This is a genomic window from Sphingobacterium sp. UBA2480 (assembly GCF_002341965.1).
Classification (GTDB): Bacteria; Bacteroidota; Bacteroidia; order Sphingobacteriales; family Sphingobacteriaceae; genus Sphingobacterium; species Sphingobacterium multivorum.
On sequence record NZ_DDPA01000007.1, the window covers coordinates 918187 to 934667 of the forward strand.

Here is a 16481-nt window from a genome sequence, read left to right on the forward strand (position 1 = left end):
GTATTTTATATACACAAATGTGTAGTAATGCGCATAATGTTTTTGTAAATTAAAAAGTAGATGTACTTTTGTTAAGCCCCTCCCAAGGGCATGTTTTTCATAGGTAGATGTAGGGTCGGGTGTTTCTCACTACGACCCTTTTTTTATAGCTTTGTTTTTATTATTTTAAAAGAGATGTCTAAGAGAAAAATTGTTGTTGCCATTACTGGAGCTAGCGGCTCAATCTATGCTAAAGTTTTACTTAAAAAACTATTGGTATTAAAAACACAGATCGCAGAGGTTGGGATTGTGATGTCGAATAATGCGAAGGATGTATGGCGTGCGGAGTTGGGCGATGAGAGTTATCAGGATGTGCCGTTCAAGTTTTATGACAAGGGTGATTTCTTTGCTCCTTTTGCATCAGGATCGGCTCGCTATGATACGATGATTGTCTGTCCGTGTTCAATGGGGACATTATCAAGGATAGCCCACGGTGTGTCTTCTGATTTGACAACCCGAGCGGCCGATGTCGTGTTAAAAGAGCGACGAAGATTGATTTTGGTTACCCGTGAGACACCACTAAGTATTATACATATCCAGAACATGAAATTGGTGACAGAGGCCGGAGGTATCATTTGTCCGGCATCACCTTCATTCTATAGCTTACCAAAGACTTTGGACGAAGTCGCAGAAACCGTGGTTGATCGGATTTTGAGTCTTGCTGGGTTTGAATTTAAACATTATCAGTGGGGAGAAAATGCCTAGTTATTCCTCGTTGAAATCTATTTTTAATGTTCTATAATAAATTTGTATTTTGTAACTTTGTTTCTCGAAATGAAGCAATCACGAGCATCACGCGAAAAAGTTATTTATAGCTATATGATTTATAGTGATAAAGCCACTGTCTGTCCATTCTTACTGCGCACGCTACCCGCTTCGATAAATAAGTTGTATCCTTTTAATTTCAATCACATTCATATATGAAAAGCTTATTGATTACTTCTGTTAAAGTAATTTTACCTGGTAACGAATTTCATCAGCAGCAAGTTGATGTATTTATCGAAAAGGGAAAGATTGCACAGATTGGAAAATCTGTCAAAGTAGCTGATAAAAACATAGAAACCTTAGATGGTGCCGGAAAAGTTTTAGCGCCAGGTTTTTTTGACCTACATGCCAATTTTGGAGAACCTGGATTAGAAACCAAAGAAGACATCGTTAGTGGAAGCGCAGCAGCTGCTGCTGGTGGATTTACTGGAGTAGCCGTAATGCCTAATACCGAACCGGCGATTCAAAGCCGTTCCGAGGTTGCACTTATTGTCAATACAGCGAAAGGAAATATTGTTGATGTACATCCAATTGGAGCGATCAGTAAAAAGAGAGAAGGGAAAGAACTGGCCGAGCTATTTGATATGAAGCAAACGGGTGCTGTCGCTTTTAGTGATGGAAACAGGAGTGTACAGCAGGCGGGATTAATGAGCAGAGCGTTGTTATACGCTAAGGGATTCGATGGATTGATTTTTTCACATGCTGAAGATGAGTCTATGGCAGGTGGAAACAAAATGAATGAAGGTGCGATGAGTACTTATTTGGGAATGAAAGGTATTCCTAACCTGGCCGAATCGTTAATGGTTTCTCGTGATCTGTATTTAGCGGAATATACTGGAGCTCCAATTCATTTTGCATCCATCAGCACTCCAGAAGCTGTCGATCTGATAAAAAAAGCGAAAGCAAAAGGTCTTCCAGTAACATGTGATGTTGCTGCACATCAATTGGTGTTTACTGATGATGATATTGTCGGTTTTGATAGTAATTATAAGGTAAGCCCCCCATTACGCACAAAGGCAGATCTGAAGGTATTACTTAAAGGCGTTAAGGACGGTACTATCGATGCTGTCGTTTCGCAACACACACCGCATGAAATAGAATTTAAGAATGTTGAATTCCATATTGCAAAAAATGGAATTATTGGACTGCAGACCGTATTACCACTCTTGGTTCGTGCTGGATTAAATGAAGAACAAATTGTCAATAGTCTTTCAGTTAGACCCCGGCAGATTCTAGGACTTGAAGTTCCTCTTATTGAGGAGGGAGCAATAGCCAATCTTGTCGTATTTGACCCTGTGAAGACTTGGAACTTCGATGAAACAACAAATAGATCTAAATCTAAAAATTCTCCATTATTTGGACAGACTTTAAAAGGTGCTGTCGAATTGATCATCAATAATAATCAAATCATAAAAAACGATTAAAACCATGGAAGCAAATATTAAAGCAGCCGTTGAGGCAGGTATATTAAATTATGGCAAGGTTGATGGGATCTCGACTGCCCCGGAATTTCTTGAAAAGATTATTGCCGTATTCAATACGGAAGCAAGTTATTTAGAGAAATTAGAACTGTTGGATCAATCTTTTGATGATTATCCACTTTTTGATGAGTTGCGTGAGGTTTATGTAGACCTTTTACTCATGAACTTTTTCTCCAATGATGTTTTAAAGCTTGAAGATGACTATTTGGATTCCGAGGAATGGGAGGCTATAGAAGATGAAACTATAGATAGGGGAACAGAATTGTTGAATATTTTTCTTTATTTAGGGGAATGCAAGGACGATGAGATTGAACCTGAATTGGATGATTTCTTAAAGGAATTTTTATTAGTTGATGAAGATGAATTTCAGGATGAGCATGAAATTTATGAAGATATCATTGCCAATCAAATTGTAGTAGATAGCCCGTATGCTGAAATTGCAAAAGTAGGAAAAGGATTAAATCCGAGAAGTGAAGTCTACGAACTTTTTTATCCTATTATGAGCTTCTTTAGTGAGTTGAAACCATCTGAAAAACAATTTGAAGAGTATGCAGAAGCGTCTTCCAATAAGGCATTTGATATTGCACTTTACCAAATAATTAGTACTTACTATAACAAATAATTTTTATGGCAGATTCAATCAACCAAAGTAATGTAGGATTTGATGCGGTAATTGACAAAAAGAAAAGTATTATTTACGGTGTTATCCTGGGAATAATTTCTTTCATTCTCGGATTAGTCGTCTTGTTTGTTGTCAAAGACTTAAATTCCTTTTGGGGGGTAATGTCGATGTCATTTATTGTTAATACTGGTCTTTTTGTTATTATTTCTGCGCTTTTCGCTTTCTCTCTTAGGAAAGCAAATGGCGGATACTGGAATTTTTCTATAGCATTAAAATCCATATTTATGATGCTTGCTATTTCCACTATTATTTCAACAATTGGGACACAGGCGTATGTTAATTTCATTAATCCAACTTTACAAGAAAAGGTGGTGACACATACAATTAATGTTACAATTGAGTATATGGAAAAGAACAATGTGCCGGATGAGGTTATCGATTCAAAAATCGCGGAACTTGAAAAGCAAGTTGATGCTATTGGAAAGATAACGTTAGGGCAGGTGCTCAAAGGGTTGGCTATCACGCTGATGTTTCAATTTGTTTTTGCATTACTATTATCAGCCTTGACAAAACGAGAAAAATTGGTGATCAAACAAGAGACCAATTAGTGTTTAATAAAATAAAATTGACCCTATAAGGTATTACTGAAAAAGTAATACCTTTGTTGGTATTATAATACTACATTTTTAGCATGATTAACATTCACATGGATATTTCTGTTGTTGTTCCTTTATTTAATGAAGAAGAATCCTTACCCGAATTGACAGCTTGGATCGACCGCGTTATGGCGGCCAATCATTTTTCCTATGAAATTATTTTAGTTGATGATGGGAGTAAAGATAATTCTTGGAAAGTTATCGAAGAGTTGAAGTTAAAGAACACGAATATTTCTGCGATAAAGTTCCGACGCAATTACGGAAAATCTGCGGCTTTAAATGTAGGCTTTGCTGCTGCACAGGGCGATGTGGTTATTACAATGGATGCAGATCTACAGGATAGTCCAGATGAGATTCCTGAACTGTATGATCGGATCGTGAATAAGGGAGCGGATTTAGTATCGGGTTGGAAGCAAAAACGCTATGACCCATTGACCAAAACAATCCCAACCAAATTATTCAATGGGGTGACAAGATCGATGTCTGGAATTTATAACCTGCATGATTTTAATTGTGGTCTTAAAGCTTATAAAAAAGATGTTGTCAAAAACATCGAAGTTTATGGCGAGATGCATCGTTATATCCCTGTTATTGCAAAATGGGCAGGATTTACCAATATACAGGAACAGGTAGTACAGCATTACCCTCGTAAATATGGTACCACCAAATTTGGCCCGGGTCGTTTTGTGAAAGGTTTCTTGGATTTATTATCCATATTTTTTGTCGGGAAATTTTCGAAAAGACCGATGCACTTTTTTGGTGTTATGGGCGTGATTAGTTTTCTTGCAGGTTTATTTATCTCCATTTATTTAATTTGCCACAAATTGATGAGTATCGCCAGCGGCACACCATTTAGAGATATAACAGATCAACCTTTATTTTTCTTTGCGCTGACCGCGATTATTTTGGGAACACAATTATTTCTGACTGGTTTTTTGGCTGAGTTAGTGTCTAGAAGCAGCTCCGATCGGAATGATTATCAAATTGAGAAAGTCATTTAATCAATTATGCGAATTGTGATTTTAGGGTCCGCTTATCCGTTAAGGGGCGGTGGGATAGCATCTTTTAATGAACGATTGGCATTTCACTTTCAGGAAGCAGGGCATGAAGTGGACATCTATTCTTTCAGCTTACAGTATCCTAATTTCCTTTTTCCCGGAAAGTCTCAATATTCGGATGAGCCAGCACCAACTGGCCTTCATATTAAGACCACGGTCAATTCCATTAATCCATTTAATTGGATTAAGGTAGGTAAAGAACTAAAAAAGGCAAATTATGATTTGCTTATTGTACGATTTTGGATGCCGTTTTTTGGACCTTGTTTGGGAACAATTCAACGACAAGTTCGAAAAAATAAACATACTAAGATTGTATGCATCGCTGATAATATCATTCCTCATGAACAACGGATAGGGGATAGCTTATTGATTCGTTATTTTTTAAAGTCTGTTGATGCTTGTCTCACCATGAGTAAAAGTGTGCTGGCAGATCTGAAAATGTTAAGCCCGAAAATGCCAGCGGTATATACGCCGCATCCACTCTATGATAACTATGGTGTACATCAGAGTAAAAAGGAAGCACGTCGATTACTTAAGATTGCCGAGGAGGATAAAGTCGTATTGTTTTTTGGTTTTATTCGTCAATACAAGGGTTTGGATATCCTCCTGGAGGCATTGGCTGATCCCAGAATACGTACCCTTGGGGTGAAATTGCTGCTCGCAGGCGAATTTTATGGTGACCCTGCTCCTTATTTGAACCTTATAAAAAAGTATAAACTGGAAGAGTTTATTTTTATGCATACTGATTTTATTCCTAATCAGGAGGTCGGAAGGTATTTTTCAGCGGCAGATTGTGTGGTGTTGCCCTATCGGAGTGCTACACAGAGTGGAATTACGCAGGTTGCTTATCATTTTGATTTACCGATGATTGTCAGTAACGTTGGGGGCTTGCCTGAATTAGTTCAGCATGAGTATGTTGGTTATGTCGTGGAACCTGAGGCCCGCCAAATAGCCGACGGCATTTTTTCATTTTACCACTACGATAAAGAAGAGCAATTTAGAACAAATTTTATTGACGAGAAAAAGAAATATAGCTGGGATACTTTTGGCAATGAACTCCTTAAGTTGGTCGATTGATTGACATTCGTGATTTTATTTGTATATAAAATCAAATTTATCTAAGTTTGGGAGACTGAGGTAGAAATTTAAAAGGAGGAGAGATTTTGTTACCGTTTACACAAAGCAGTTTAACGAAAATAGAGGAGTTTTTCAAAGAGCAGGGGTATAAAGTGAGGTACGAGAAAGGTTCCTTTCGTACCGGTGCCTGTATGTTGCAGACGACAAAAGTGGTCGTAGTCAATAAGTTTTCGAATCTTGAAATAAAAATCCAGTCACTGTGGAATATATTACTGGATATTGATATTGATTCGGAGGTTATTTCTGAAAAATTTCTTCCACTATATGAAGATGTGTTGAAATCAAAAATTGTAGCTTGAGAATAACATTTTTAGGAACCGGAACATCACAAGGGGTGCCAGTAATAGCATGCCAATGTCAGGTCTGTCAATCTGAAGACAAACGTGATAAGAGATTACGTTCTTCTATTCTTATTGAATACAATCAGCATACATTGGTTGTCGATACCGGTCCTGATTTTAGATACCAGATGCTGCGCGAGAAAGTTATGCATTTGGACGCCGTATTAATGACGCACTCACATAAAGATCATATTGCGGGACTGGACGATGTTAGAGCGTTTAATTATCAGCAGCATAGTTCTATTTCAATTTATGGCACCGAAGCACTTCATGAAGCACTAAAGCGTGAATTTTATTATGCATTTACGGAAATTAAATACCCAGGAGCGCCTAGACTGGATTTGGAAGAGATAAAGGCTGGTGTGCCATTGTCTTTATTCGGAAAGGAAATTATGCCTATCGAGGTCCTGCATTATAAAATGCCTGTGTTGGGCTTTAGAATTGGAGATTTCGCCTATATTACTGATGCGAAGTTCATTTCTGACGAATCAAGAAAATTATTGGAAGGAGTAAAGATTCTTGTCGTAAATGCTTTACAGAAGGAATCTCATATTTCACATTTAACGTTGGAAGAGGCGATTGAATTTGCCGATGATATTCATGCCGACAAAACCTATTTTACACATATTGGGCATCGAATGGGATTGCATGAAGTTGTTTCAGGAGAATTGCCCGAAAATATGTTTCTAGCCTATGACAGATTACAGTTGGATATAACCTAATCTATTTAATATAAAACTATAGTCCTTTTTTCGTTGTTATACCTATAAAAAATAAATTAGGTATTAAATTATAAGGAAATGGGAAATTTACTGTACATCATCGCCGTTATTTTAGTTATCATTTGGGCGATAAGCTTTTTTGGAGGTTATGCGGCTGGAAATAATATCATCCACATTCTTTTGGTGATTGCAATTATCGTTGTATTACTACGTGTTATTCGTGGCAATGCTTAACCATTTAAATTAGTTTTAAATAAAGTTGGGCAATTTGTAAGTCTTGGGGATAGGTGATTTTTATATTCTTAGAATCACCTTCAACAATATAAATACTTTTGCCCGTTTTTTCGACCACTGAAGCATCATCTGTAAAAAGTGGATCTTCATCTTGTTGGTAGGATTTTAACAACAATGCTCCGAGGAAGACTTGTGGAGTTTGTATCAGCCAAATCTGATTTCTATCTGTGGCGGTATTTGTGGATATATTTCCTAAACGCACCGATTCAACACTCTTTTGTGCCAATACAATTGCTTGGTGTTCGTAAGCTCCCTGAAAAGCCTTTCTAATTAAATCGTCCGAAATAATCGGACGAGCTCCATCGTGTACGGCGATGTAATCTTTAGGACCAATGTCGAAGTTTTGTTTAATGTAGTCTATACCGTTCTTTACGCTTTCGAAACGAGTTTTTCCGCCAAATGCAATATGTATTGGTCTGTCAAACTGATACTTTACACATAACTGGTTCCAATAGCTTTCCATTGCTTCACTGATTACCAAGATAACTTCTGAAATGGTGTTGGATTGATAGAAGCGATCAATAGTATGCATCACGATCGGCAGCCCATCCAAGTTAAGAAACTGCTTTGGAAGATCGCTTTTCATCCTGTTTCCGATTCCTGCAGCAACGATTATGGCAAAATTCATGGTATTATTGAAGGGTTTTTATTTAAAAAAAACGTGGATAGTTATGAAGCCATCCACGTTTTCTGTTTTTGTTATATCAAATCATTAGATAATTAACATGGCATCACCATAGCTATAGAATCTGTATTTTTCTTTTACTGCAACTTCGTATGCATTCATGACGTTTTCGTAACCAGCGAAAGCAGCAATCATCACCAAAAGTGTAGATTCTGGCGTGTGGAAGTTTGTAATCATCGAGTTTGCAATACTGAAATCGTAAGGAGGGTAGATGAACTTACTGGTCCAGTCAGAAGCCGCTTTTAAGTGATGGTCTGCAGAAACAGAAGATTCTATTGCACGCATAGAAGTCGTTCCTACAGCACACACACGACGTTTGTTATCGATAGCTTTATTAACAACGCGCGCAGCCTCATCAGTGATGATAAACTGTTCGGAATCCATCTTATGTTTGGTTAAATCTTCGACTTCAACGGTACGGAAAGTTCCAAGCCCAACGTGAAGAGTAACTTCTGCAAAATCAACGCCTTTTAGTTCCAAGCGTTTCATTAACTCTCTGGAGAAGTGAAGTCCCGCTGTAGGTGCAGCGACAGCCCCTTCATTTTTTGCATAGATTGTTTGATAACGGAATTTATCTTCCGGTGTAGCTTTACGCTTGATATATTTAGGAAGCGGAGTTTCACCTAAGATTTCGATATTACGGCGGAACTCTTCATCGGTACCGTCAAATAAAAATCTAATTGTACGACCACGAGAAGTTGTATTGTCAACCACTTCGGCAACCAATAAATCATCATCACCGAAATATAATTTGTTGCCTACACGGATTTTACGCGCAGGGTCTACCAATACATCCCAAAGACGAAGTTCATTGTTCAATTCACGCAACAAGAAAACTTCAATCGTCGCTCCAGTTTTTTCTTTATTACCGTAAAGGCGCGCTGGAAAAACTTTAGTATTGTTTAAGATCATGACATCCTTGTCATCGAAATAATCCAATACATCTTTGAAAATTTTGTGTTCAATTTTACCAGTATCTCTATGTAGGACCATCAAGCGTGATTCGTCACGATTTTCAGAAGGTTCAGAAGCAAGTAATGATTCTGGTAAGTTGAATTTAAATTGAGATAACTTCATCTTTAATAATAGTATATATTAATATCTGCCTTTCAGTGCATTACAGTGCACCAAATACCAGGCTGCCAAAAGCATACAAAGTTATAACTTTTTCGGGTATGGAAGAGCCATATTTCTAATTAATGTATATATTTTTGGGGATTTTGACATTAAATCAAAACTATATTGTATTTTAGAATACAATTATGCTATTTTTTAGATTGATATTGGAGAGTTGTCAGTTTGCTTTTTCGGCATTGAAAGACAATCGTACTCGCACCTTACTTTCGCTGCTGGGTGTGACCATCGGTATTTTTACGATTATTGGTGTATTTTCTGCAGTAGATACCCTACGGAATAATATAGAGGAATCAGTCAAGAAGATTGGCAGCAAAACACTGTATATCGAAAAATGGCCCTGGGATGGCGGCCCAAATTTCCCTTGGTGGAAATACTTGAATAGACCCGAACCCACATACAATAATTACCTGGATTTAAAAAGCCGGATGACGACGGCTGAGTATATGGCGTATATGATCAATATCGGCAATACGACTATAAAATATAAAAATAATTCGGCCCAAGGCTCATCGGTTAATGCTGCGACTTACGAAAATCTTTACATTCAAAATTTGAATATTATAGATGGTCGTTACTTTGCTGAAAGTGAGTCGAGGGGTGGAGCTCTTGTAACTGTGTTGGGCGCAAATATTGCAGAGGGGCTTTTTCCTAATGAGGAACCAGTTGGCAAATATATCAATATGTTAGGCCGAAAAATTCAGGTTATTGGTGTATTAAAGAAAGAAGGAAATGGTGTATTGATTAATACCTCTCCGGATGATACAGCCTTTATTCCGTTTGAGCTGGCTAGAAATTTGGTCAACTATGATAATTTCTCACCGAGTATAGCGATGGTTATTAAATCGAACTACACGCTTGGCGAGGCTGAGAGCGAAGCGAAAACACTTATGCGGTCGATTCGTCGTATATCACCACAACGGGAGGAGAATTTTTCCATTAACCAGACAACAATGATCACAGGTGCATTGGATCAGCTTTTTGGTATCATTAATCTGGCGGGTTTTTCAATTGGTATTTTTTCAATTTTAGTCGGCGGTTTTGGCATTGCCAATATTATGTTTGTAAGTGTCAAAGAACGTACACATATCATCGGAATTCAGAAAGCGCTAGGAGCTAAAAATTTCTTTATTCTTTCACAATTTTTAGTAGAGTCTATTGTACTATGTTTGTTGGGTGGAGGGATTGGTCTCGTTGTCGTCTATTTTTTGGCTTTTGTAGTACAAGCTGCGACTGGCGTTGCTATTGTGGTCAGTTTGAAAATGGTAATGCTTACTGTTTCACTTTCTACTTTTATTGGGTTAATATCGGGCATTGTTCCAGCTTTAATGGCTTCTCGATTGGATCCGGTAGAAGCGATTCGGAGTAAATAAAAAGGTATGTTTAAAAGGGCTCAATTTTCGATATTACATGGATTTTGGCTTTTAATCTTTGCTTACAGCTGCCTGTTGATGGCTGAAATTACTTTTCGCTATCGCGGCTTCTCTCTCGATGCTAATTTCTTGATGATTAAGCAGACCGAAATAGAATCACTTTGGTGGTATCGCTACGTGTTTTATATCCATGTTTGCACGGCTATCTTTGCCTTGCCTGCCGGCTTTACGCAGTTTAATACTTATCTATTGAATAAATATCCGCGAGTCCATCGAAGTATCGGGTATTTATATGTATTCGCCATTTTGGTTTTTGCCGCTCCTTCAGGTTTGCTTATTGGATCCGTGGCGAATGGCGGGTTAACCGCTATTATTGCCTTTGAATTATTGGGGCTTGGATGGTGTTATTTTACATGGCGGGCAGTTCGTTTGGCGAGTCAGCGAAAATTTGATAAACACCGTGATTTTATGATCCGTAGTTTTGCATTAACCTGCTCAGCATTGACCCTACGTTTTTGGAAGGTTGTTTTAGTATACTTCTTTCAGCCCAATCCCATGGATGTTTATCAAATTATTGCATGGCTGGGATGGATACCTAATTTGTTGCTGGCGGAATTTATTATTTATCAAAAAAATCATAAATTATGAAGAAAAACCTTTGTTTACTGTTATTGCTTGGAGCAGTCCTTGGTTGTAAGGATGGGAAAAGTAAAAAGAATGAAACTGCCGAAATAAAAGATACTGTTGCCGTCGAGCGTGAGGCACATCAGGAACTTTACGGTAATTGGGTTGGCGACTTTGTCGTTGATGAAGGTACACTTGGAGAAGATGAAGGTTTGCCAACAACGGATTACGCTCCGAAGATAAATCTGACGATAAAGAAAATTACCGATAAAGGAGGTGTTTATGGACAGAATGTTGTAAAGGGGAATCTGCGCTCTTTTGTGGGGAAGTTGGAAGAAAACGGTGCTGATATTCGCTTATTATTGGATGAACCTGGAGACAGAAAATCCGACGGGCGTTTTGAAATTAAGCTTAATCATGACACGCTAATTGGTAACTGGTCTGCGTATGACCAGGGTGTAAAGATCAAAAAGCGAAACTTTAAATTGTTGAAAAAACAATTTGCCTATAATCCAAATCTGATGCTTAAAAATCAGGATGGAGAGGAGGGGACGTTGGTTGACTGGATTAATGAAAAAAGAAAAGAGGAAACTGACGTGGATGGTGACTCAACGTATACATACATTATACAATATTATAGATCTGCATCTCCCGCAGTCTTTACTGTAAATGCGTCTAAGCAAAAGTTGACAGAGAAAGATCTGAAAAACCTCAAGAAATTAGATTTGGAAATTATTCGGAATACCATTTTTGCCCGACATGGCTATGCGTTTACTAAACCCAGCATTCGCCAATTTTTTGAGCCTGTAGATTGGTATGTACCTATTTCAAAAGATGTGAGTGCAGACTTAAGTCAACTGGAAAAAGATAATATAGCTTTGCTGACTAGGTTTGAAAAATATGCAACAGATAATTATGACACCTTTGGAAGATAATCCAGTTGGCATTACGAGACAATATTTATGCGATCAATCACACAAAAAAGGNNCCTTTTTTGTGTGATTGATCGTGATGTTTTATCCATTCTTCCGAATGGAAATCGCATTTTTATGCGCCTGTAGTCCTTCAAGTTCAGCGAGTATTTCAACCACTGATCCGATTTGTTGAAGCCCGGTTTCGTTTATATGTTGAAAGGTAACTTTTTTAACAAAAGAATCTACCGATACGCCTGAATAGGAGCGTGCATAACCTGATGTCGGTAGTGTATGATTTGTACCTGAGGCATAATCTCCTGCGCTTTCAGGTGTTAAGTGCCCTAAAAAAACAGAACCAGCATTGCTGATATAGCGTGTTAAGGATTCCCATTGGTCCGTCTCCAAAATAAGGTGTTCTGGTGCATAATCGTTTGAAAACTGTATGGCCTCCTGAAGCGTCTCAACAGTTACTGCATAGGAATTTTCAATCGCTTTTGAAGCGAGTTCCTTGCGTGGCAAAACCGCTAACTGGGCTACAAGGGCTGTGTTGACTGCATCAACTAGCGCATTGGATGTTGCAACCAGGACTGCTTGACTGTCGGCTCCATGTTCAGCCTGTGCCAAAAGATCTGCTGCCACAAATGCTGGGCTTGCCGATTCATCCGCGACGACCAGCACTTCGGATGGTCCTGCAGGCATATCAATACTGACATTTGCTAGCCCCTGTATGATGGATTTTGCTTTTGTGACAAACTGATTGCCCGGGCCAAAGATCTTATCCACTTTTGGTATGGTCTCCGTTCCAAAACCCATCGCTGCAACAGCCTGAGCACCTCCAACTAAGTATATTCTGTTTATCTTAAGTAATTTTAAACAAAAAGCGATAAAGCCATTGATTTTTCCATTGGATTGAGGTGGAGAACAAACGACGATCTCTTTGCATCCAGCTATCCTTGCCGGGACACCAAGCATTAAAAGCGTGCTTGGTAAAACTGCTGACCCGCCAGGGATGTAAAGTCCAACTTTTTCAATAGGACGGACTTCTCGCCAGCATTTTACACCGGGCATCGTTTCAACCGTACGCTCTCTTTTTAGCTGTGTACTATGGAATTTATGGATATTTTGAAAAGCGATTTCAAGTGCTCTCTGTTGATCACGGCCTATGGTAGACGCCAAAGCGTCGATATCTTCCTCGTCTAAATATAATCTGTCAAGTTCAACTTTATCAAATTTGGCGGCATATTCGCGCAGAACCACATCACCTTGTTGACGTACTTGTTGAATAATCTCCTGAACAACATCCTGAATTGCATTGTTGGGGTCCATATTTCGGGCAACCAATTGTTGTATTTCCTCTTTCCCTAGGGTCTTGTAATCATATTTTTTTAACATAGTCGTACCTCGCGTGTCAAGTTTAAAGGATGATTTTTTCAATTGGCATTACAACGATACCTTGGGCACCTTCAGCTTTTAACTTATTGATCTTATCCCAAAAGTCATCTTCCGTGATAACAGTGTGTACAGCAACCCAACCTTCTTCTGCCAGTGGAACAACCGTAGGACTCTTAACACCGTGTAATAAAGAAGTAATAGCCGGCAAATTTTTCTTTTCGACATTCAATACCACATATTTAGTTTCTTTTGCTAAAAGAACAGATTCGATACGTTGCACTAATTCCGCCAAAACTTCATTGCCTTCCAATCCCTTTCTTCCGACCAATATGGCTTCTGAATTTTTAACATCAGCAAAAGGCTTCAAACCATTACTTTTTAGTGTTCCACCGGTCGATACGATATCACAGATCGCATCACTAAGACCCAAACCGGGAGAAATTTCAACTGAGCCAGATATCAAACGGATATCTGCATTGATCTTATACTCGTCTAGAAAATTCTTTAGGATATTTGGATAAGAGGTTGCGATTGCTTTGCCGTTAAGGTCTTTAACGTCTTGGATGGTGCTATCTTTGGGAATAGCCAGTTTCAACGTACATTTTCCAAAACCAAGCCTCTTGATGTATTCTACTTTGGATTCGGTCTCATCAATGATGTTTTCACCGACGATGCCCAGGTCGGCTATACCTTGTTCCACATATCCCGGAATATCATCATCTCTCAGAAATAATATTTCGAGTGGGAAATTCCCAACCGTGGTGATTAAAGAACTTTTGTAGTTCTCGAAGTCTAAACCACAATTTTTCAGTAATTGAACAGATTTTTCGTTTAACCTACCCGATTTTTGGATAGCAATTTTAAGATTTTTCAACGCTTTATAAATGTTAGCAGTAAATTATTAATAATAAGAAATCAAACAAGAGGGAAGGTATTCTACGTAAGAACACATTAAATTAACATATCGCCACAATGGCGATGATGAAAATGAAAATGATGTACGCAAGTATAGACCATGTTTGTATTAATAACTGCAAGCAAATGTATAGTAAATTAATGGGAAATGCAAGACTATCATTTTAAAATTCTTATCCTAATGGACTTGTTGTTGAAATGAATTCAATTTTCTTGAAAAAAATGTGAAAACAATGCTGTTGATTGGGGGAATATACCATAATTTAGACAAAAGGTAATGCTGATTTCCTATCCTTATAGTAGGCTGTTTGAATTACGCCAATAGCAAGTTGTGAAATCTTGTTCTATCGAAACGCTTTTTATAGGCTGACAACTCACATAAATTTTCTTATTTTTAGGAATTGGGGTGACATACTAAGTTAGTAGCGAATAAGAGTTGCAGTAGTAGGGAGTATAAGTTGTTGTTTAATAAATAGGAGGAATGTGTTTAGTGGTACATGTTTCAAAGGGATTATAAATTAGATAGATTATTTGTTTGATGAAAAGATTAGCTTTTATTTTTATTTGTTGGATTAACTGTCTATACGGTCCTGTCCTTGGACAGGAAAAGCCAGCATCTACGTTAGATATCCGTATATTGGAGTCCATAGCCGAGACTCGGACAGCGCCACAAACACAAACATTTAAAGTGCTTTCTGATATCAATAACTATGTTCAGATAGCCGTTCCTGTTGGTTTACTGGTGGCAGGTGCGGTCAACGATGATAAGGCAATGCGTCAGAATGCCCTGTATGTCGCCAGTAGTACGGCTGTAACAGCGCTAGTGAATGTTGGTTTAAAACATATCTTTAAGCGAAGTAGACCATTTAAAAAATATCCTAATTTCATATCGGTTCGTACAGCCGGTGGGTATTCCTTTCCCTCTGGTCATACGTCATCTGCTTTTGCTACTGCTTCTGCTTTGTCTCGGGCTTACTCAAAGTGGTACGTCGTTGCGCCATCCCTTTTATGGGCGAGTAGCGTGGGATATTCAAGGATGTATTTGGGCGTACATTTTCCCTCCGATGTATTAGCAGGAGCTGTACTAGGAACGGGAGCGGCCTTTGCTTTGGATGGATTAAAGAAATAATATAGCAATAGAAAAAAAATGATACAAGAGGTTATTAAAATATTGGTTGTTGGATGTGGAAATATGGGCGCATCTCATGCGAAGGCATATCACGATTTAGATGGCTTTCAAATTGTGGGTCTAGTAGCTCGCGGGGAGAGCAAAAGTAAACTGAATGAGCAATTGGGAGGTAACTATAAACTGTTTGAATCTTATGAGGATGCACTTCAGGAAACGAAACCGGATGCCGTTTGTATTGCGACCTATCCAGATACACATAAAGCGTATGCTATAAAAGCCTTTCAGGCTGGCGCTCATGTTTTTATTGAAAAGCCTTTAGCTGAAGACGTGATTTCGGCGCAGGAAGTCGTCGATGCTGCGCTGCAATACGATAAAAAATTGGTTGTTGGATATATTTTGAGGTATCATCCCTCCTGGATCAAATTTATTGAAATATCCAAAACAATGGGAAAACCACTTGTTATGCGTATGAACCTGAATCAGCAGAGCCATGGGTATATGTGGGATGTGCATAAAAATCTGATGTCTAGTTTAAGTCCCATTGTTGACTGCGGAGTTCATTATATTGATGTCATGTGTCAAATGGTGGGGGCGAAGCCATTGTATGTATCTGCAATAGGTGCACGGTTAACCGATGAGATTCCTGCCTGGAACTACAACTACGGACAATTGCAGCTGCATTTTGAAGATGGGTCCGTAGGATGGTATGAAGCCGGATGGGGACCAATGGTCAGTCAAAACGCTTTTTTTGTAAAGGACGTTTTTGGACCTAAGGGCGCCGTTTCCATTATCGCAAACAAAGCAAGCGATGAAGGTAAATCGGATTCGGTAGCATCCCATACACAAACAGAAAGCCTTCGCGTACATTACGCCGATTTAGATTCGGCAAACGAATTTACGAAGGTCGATGAGTGGGTCAACTTATCTGATGAGCCTGATCATCAAGAATTATGTAATCGGGAGCAATTATTCTTTCTGCAGGCGATTGTAGATAATTTGGACCTTTCTGATTCGATGGAAGATGCTGTTAATAGTCTACGGATTGCTTTGGCATGTGACGAAGCGGTGAAAACAAAACAGATGATAAAATTGTAGTTCATTTTGCTTAGCGATCACGTTTTTACATTTTATGGAAATATGAAGAGAAAAAAGTAAATAAATAAAAAAATAGAGCAAAAGATAGGCTTTTTGGTCTGTCTT

General features: G+C 38.5%; 18 protein-coding genes. 14 read left to right on the forward strand and 4 right to left on the reverse strand.

Annotated features, from left to right (window positions below; genetic code table 11):
• Positions 1 to 174: 174 nt before the first annotated feature.
• The 9 genes from B3600_RS17020 (at position 175) to B3600_RS17060 (ending at position 7055) form a co-directional block, all read left to right on the forward strand.
• Positions 175 to 744, forward strand: coding sequence for a UbiX family flavin prenyltransferase (locus tag B3600_RS17020; RefSeq protein ID WP_070567704.1), 570 nt, complete (start codon positions 175 to 177; stop codon positions 742 to 744).
• A 215-nt stretch (positions 745 to 959) separates the two neighbouring features.
• Positions 960 to 2228, forward strand: a complete 1269-nt coding sequence (locus B3600_RS17025; RefSeq protein ID WP_070567702.1) for a dihydroorotase — start codon at positions 960 to 962, stop codon at positions 2226 to 2228.
• Between the two features lie 4 nt (positions 2229 to 2232).
• Positions 2233 to 2907 carry a hypothetical protein gene (locus tag B3600_RS17030; RefSeq protein ID WP_070567700.1) on the forward strand — a complete coding sequence of 225 codons (675 nt, stop codon included), beginning with the start codon at positions 2233 to 2235 and terminating at the stop codon, positions 2905 to 2907.
• Positions 2908 to 2912: 5 nt separating this feature from the next.
• A complete protein-coding gene (locus B3600_RS17035) occupies positions 2913 to 3515 on the forward strand; it encodes a DUF4199 domain-containing protein (RefSeq protein ID WP_112376141.1) in 603 nt (200 codons plus the stop codon).
• Positions 3516 to 3613: 98 nt separating this feature from the next.
• Positions 3614 to 4564, forward strand: a complete 951-nt coding sequence (locus B3600_RS17040; protein ID WP_046674669.1) for a glycosyltransferase family 2 protein — start codon at positions 3614 to 3616, stop codon at positions 4562 to 4564.
• Positions 4565 to 4570: 6 nt separating this feature from the next.
• A complete protein-coding gene (locus B3600_RS17045; RefSeq protein WP_286753769.1) occupies positions 4571 to 5698 on the forward strand; it encodes a glycosyltransferase in 1128 nt (375 codons plus the stop codon).
• Positions 5699 to 5784: 86 nt separating this feature from the next.
• Positions 5785 to 6057 (forward strand): hypothetical protein, encoded by a 273-nt coding sequence (locus B3600_RS17050; RefSeq protein ID WP_070567695.1) that lies wholly within the window; start codon positions 5785 to 5787, stop codon positions 6055 to 6057.
• Positions 6054 to 6821, forward strand: a complete 768-nt coding sequence (locus B3600_RS17055; RefSeq protein WP_070567693.1) for an MBL fold metallo-hydrolase — start codon at positions 6054 to 6056, stop codon at positions 6819 to 6821. Before B3600_RS17050 ends, B3600_RS17055 begins: the two co-directional genes overlap by 4 nt.
• A 78-nt stretch (positions 6822 to 6899) precedes the next feature.
• Complete coding sequence (locus tag B3600_RS17060; RefSeq protein WP_104382583.1) at positions 6900 to 7055, forward strand: lmo0937 family membrane protein; 156 nt, start codon at positions 6900 to 6902, stop codon at positions 7053 to 7055.
• A gap of 4 nt (positions 7056 to 7059) precedes the next feature.
• On the opposite strand, the gene B3600_RS17065 is transcribed toward B3600_RS17060, so the two are convergent.
• The gene (locus tag B3600_RS17065; RefSeq protein ID WP_115050707.1) at positions 7060 to 7743 is read right to left on the reverse strand and encodes a 2-C-methyl-D-erythritol 4-phosphate cytidylyltransferase; all 684 of its coding nucleotides are present in this window, start codon (positions 7741 to 7743) and stop codon (positions 7060 to 7062) included.
• A gap of 84 nt (positions 7744 to 7827) precedes the next feature.
• Positions 7828 to 8877, reverse strand: a complete 1050-nt coding sequence (queA, locus tag B3600_RS17070; protein WP_070567689.1) for a tRNA preQ1(34) S-adenosylmethionine ribosyltransferase-isomerase QueA — start codon at positions 8875 to 8877, stop codon at positions 7828 to 7830.
• Between the two features lie 185 nt (positions 8878 to 9062).
• Between queA and B3600_RS17075 the strand changes: the two genes are divergently transcribed.
• From B3600_RS17075 to B3600_RS17085, 3 genes are all read left to right on the forward strand, one after another.
• Positions 9063 to 10307, forward strand: a complete 1245-nt coding sequence (locus B3600_RS17075; RefSeq protein ID WP_175442026.1) for an ABC transporter permease — start codon at positions 9063 to 9065, stop codon at positions 10305 to 10307.
• A 78-nt stretch (positions 10308 to 10385) separates the two neighbouring features.
• Positions 10386 to 10955 (forward strand): DUF2306 domain-containing protein, encoded by a 570-nt coding sequence (locus B3600_RS17080; protein ID WP_286753770.1) that lies wholly within the window; start codon positions 10386 to 10388, stop codon positions 10953 to 10955.
• Entirely contained in the window at positions 10952 to 11866 is a 915-nt protein-coding gene (locus B3600_RS17085) for a YARHG domain-containing protein (RefSeq protein WP_286753771.1), read from the forward strand. The genes B3600_RS17080 and B3600_RS17085 overlap by 4 nt, the downstream gene beginning before the upstream one ends.
• Before the next feature lie 81 nt (positions 11867 to 11947).
• Here the strand turns inward: B3600_RS17085 and hisD are convergent, their stop codons facing one another.
• Both hisD and hisG read right to left on the reverse strand, forming a co-directional pair.
• Entirely contained in the window at positions 11948 to 13237 is a 1290-nt protein-coding gene (gene hisD, locus B3600_RS17090) for a histidinol dehydrogenase (protein WP_070567681.1), read from the reverse strand.
• A gap of 22 nt (positions 13238 to 13259) precedes the next feature.
• Positions 13260 to 14111 (reverse strand): ATP phosphoribosyltransferase, encoded by an 852-nt coding sequence (gene hisG / locus B3600_RS17095; protein WP_070567679.1) that lies wholly within the window; start codon positions 14109 to 14111, stop codon positions 13260 to 13262.
• Between the two features lie 579 nt (positions 14112 to 14690).
• Between hisG and B3600_RS17100 the strand changes: the two genes are divergently transcribed.
• Positions 14691 to 15281, forward strand: coding sequence for a phosphatase PAP2 family protein (locus tag B3600_RS17100; protein WP_075993343.1), 591 nt, complete (start codon positions 14691 to 14693; stop codon positions 15279 to 15281).
• An 18-nt stretch (positions 15282 to 15299) separates the two neighbouring features.
• Positions 15300 to 16376: a Gfo/Idh/MocA family protein gene (locus B3600_RS17105; RefSeq protein ID WP_070567675.1), complete on the forward strand. Its 1077-nt coding sequence runs from the start codon at positions 15300 to 15302 to the stop codon at positions 16374 to 16376.
• Positions 16377 to 16481 lie beyond the last annotated feature (105 nt).

Bases quoted from the DNA above. Each gene is read 5' to 3' on its own strand.
- B3600_RS17020 (WP_070567704.1), top strand. From the start codon at position 175: ATGTCTAAGAGAAAAATTGTTGTTGCCATTACTGGAGCTAGCGGCTCA.
- B3600_RS17025 (WP_070567702.1), top strand. From the start codon at position 960: ATGAAAAGCTTATTGATTACTTCTGTTAAAGTAATTTTACCTGGTAAC.
- B3600_RS17030 (WP_070567700.1), top strand. From the start codon at position 2,233: ATGGAAGCAAATATTAAAGCAGCCGTTGAGGCAGGTATATTAAATTAT.
- B3600_RS17035 (WP_112376141.1), top strand. From the start codon at position 2,913: ATGGCAGATTCAATCAACCAAAGTAATGTAGGATTTGATGCGGTAATT.
- B3600_RS17040 (WP_046674669.1), top strand. From the start codon at position 3,614: ATGGATATTTCTGTTGTTGTTCCTTTATTTAATGAAGAAGAATCCTTA.
- B3600_RS17045 (WP_286753769.1), top strand. From the start codon at position 4,571: ATGCGAATTGTGATTTTAGGGTCCGCTTATCCGTTAAGGGGCGGTGGG.
- B3600_RS17060 (WP_104382583.1), top strand. From the start codon at position 6,900: ATGGGAAATTTACTGTACATCATCGCCGTTATTTTAGTTATCATTTGG.
- B3600_RS17065 (WP_115050707.1), bottom strand. From the start codon at position 7,743: ATGAATTTTGCCATAATCGTTGCTGCAGGAATCGGAAACAGGATGAAA.
- queA (WP_070567689.1), bottom strand. From the start codon at position 8,877: ATGAAGTTATCTCAATTTAAATTCAACTTACCAGAATCATTACTTGCT.
- B3600_RS17075 (WP_175442026.1), top strand. From the start codon at position 9,063: ATGCTATTTTTTAGATTGATATTGGAGAGTTGTCAGTTTGCTTTTTCG.
- B3600_RS17080 (WP_286753770.1), top strand. From the start codon at position 10,386: ATGGCTGAAATTACTTTTCGCTATCGCGGCTTCTCTCTCGATGCTAAT.
- B3600_RS17085 (WP_286753771.1), top strand. From the start codon at position 10,952: ATGAAGAAAAACCTTTGTTTACTGTTATTGCTTGGAGCAGTCCTTGGT.
- hisD (WP_070567681.1), bottom strand. From the start codon at position 13,237: ATGTTAAAAAAATATGATTACAAGACCCTAGGGAAAGAGGAAATACAA.
- B3600_RS17100 (WP_075993343.1), top strand. From the start codon at position 14,691: ATGAAAAGATTAGCTTTTATTTTTATTTGTTGGATTAACTGTCTATAC.
- B3600_RS17105 (WP_070567675.1), top strand. From the start codon at position 15,300: ATGATACAAGAGGTTATTAAAATATTGGTTGTTGGATGTGGAAATATG.